This is a genomic window from Mesorhizobium sp. M7A.F.Ca.CA.001.08.2.1 (genome assembly GCF_003998455.1).
Lineage (GTDB): Bacteria > Pseudomonadota > Alphaproteobacteria > Rhizobiales > Rhizobiaceae > Mesorhizobium > Mesorhizobium ciceri.
On record NZ_RZPW01001201.1, the window covers coordinates 1 to 1104 of the forward strand.

2 protein-coding genes are annotated in these 1104 nt (G+C 64.3%); both read left to right on the forward strand.

Going from position 1 to position 1104, the window contains the following annotated elements; all coding sequences use genetic code 11:
• On the forward strand, positions 1–942 hold a 942-nt coding region (locus EN914_RS36175), incomplete at its 5' end, for a bifunctional 2-C-methyl-D-erythritol 4-phosphate cytidylyltransferase/2-C-methyl-D-erythritol 2,4-cyclodiphosphate synthase (RefSeq protein ID WP_127389724.1).
• Positions 939–1104: CinA family protein (locus EN914_RS36180; RefSeq protein WP_206527332.1), on the forward strand; the 166-nt coding region annotated here is incomplete at its 3' end. The genes EN914_RS36175 and EN914_RS36180, both read left to right, overlap by 4 nt.

Here is a 1104-nt window from a genome sequence, read left to right on the forward strand (position 1 = left end):
GAATCCGTCCGGCTCGGCCTGCTTGCCCTTAGAGACCACGCGCCGGGGCAGGTTCTGATCCACGATGCCGTGCGTCCGTTTGTCGATGCGGACCTGATAGATCGCACCATCGCCGCCATCGGCGAGCGCGAGGGCGCATTGCCCGCTTTGCCCGTCGCCGACACGCTGAAGCGCGAGTCGGCCTCCGGGGTGGTTGGCGAAACCGTTTCGCGCAGCGGTCTTCACGCGGCGCAAACGCCGCAGGGCTTTCCGTTCTGGCCCATCCTTGCCGCGCACGAGAAAGCCCATCATCTGGGAAAAATGGATTTTACCGACGATGCCGCGATCGCCGAATGGGCGCATATTCCGGTCAAGATCGTTCCGGGCTCGCCGGACAATGTCAAACTCACCTGGGCACGGGATATTGCCATGGCGGACCAGCGGCTTTCCGGCGAACGTATGCGCTTTCCCGACATCCGGACCGGCAATGGCTACGACGTCCATGCTTTCGAGCCCGGCGACCATGTCACACTGTGTGGCGTCGCCATTGCTCATGACAAGAAACTGTCCGGCCATTCCGACGCCGATGTCGGTCTGCATGCTCTGACCGATGCGTTGCTGGCGACCTGCGGCGCCGGCGACATCGGCACGCATTTTCTCCCGTCCGACCCGCAGTGGAAAGGCGCTGCGTCGCGGATCTTCGTCGAGCATGCGGCAGGGCTGGTGCGCGAGCGCGGCGGCCGCATCGCCAATGCCGATATCACGTTGATCTGCGAAGCGCCGCGCGTCGGCCCGCACCGCGAGGCGATGACGGCAGCCCTGTCGCAGATGCTGGCAATTTCCGCGGATCGCATCTCGATCAAGGCGACAACCAACGAGAAGCTCGGCTTCGTCGGGCGCGAGGAAGGCATTGCGGCGATCGCCACTGCCAGCGTGGTGTTTCCCGGCGAGGTGCCGGAATGACCAACAGCGACCTGGCAAATGCCTTGCTGCAAGCCTGCCAGAAACGCGGCATCATGCTGGCAACGGCGGAAAGCTGCACCGGCGGCATGATCATCGCGGCACTCACCGACATCGCCGGCTCGTCCGCCGTGGTCGATCGCGGCTTCATCACCTATTCCAACG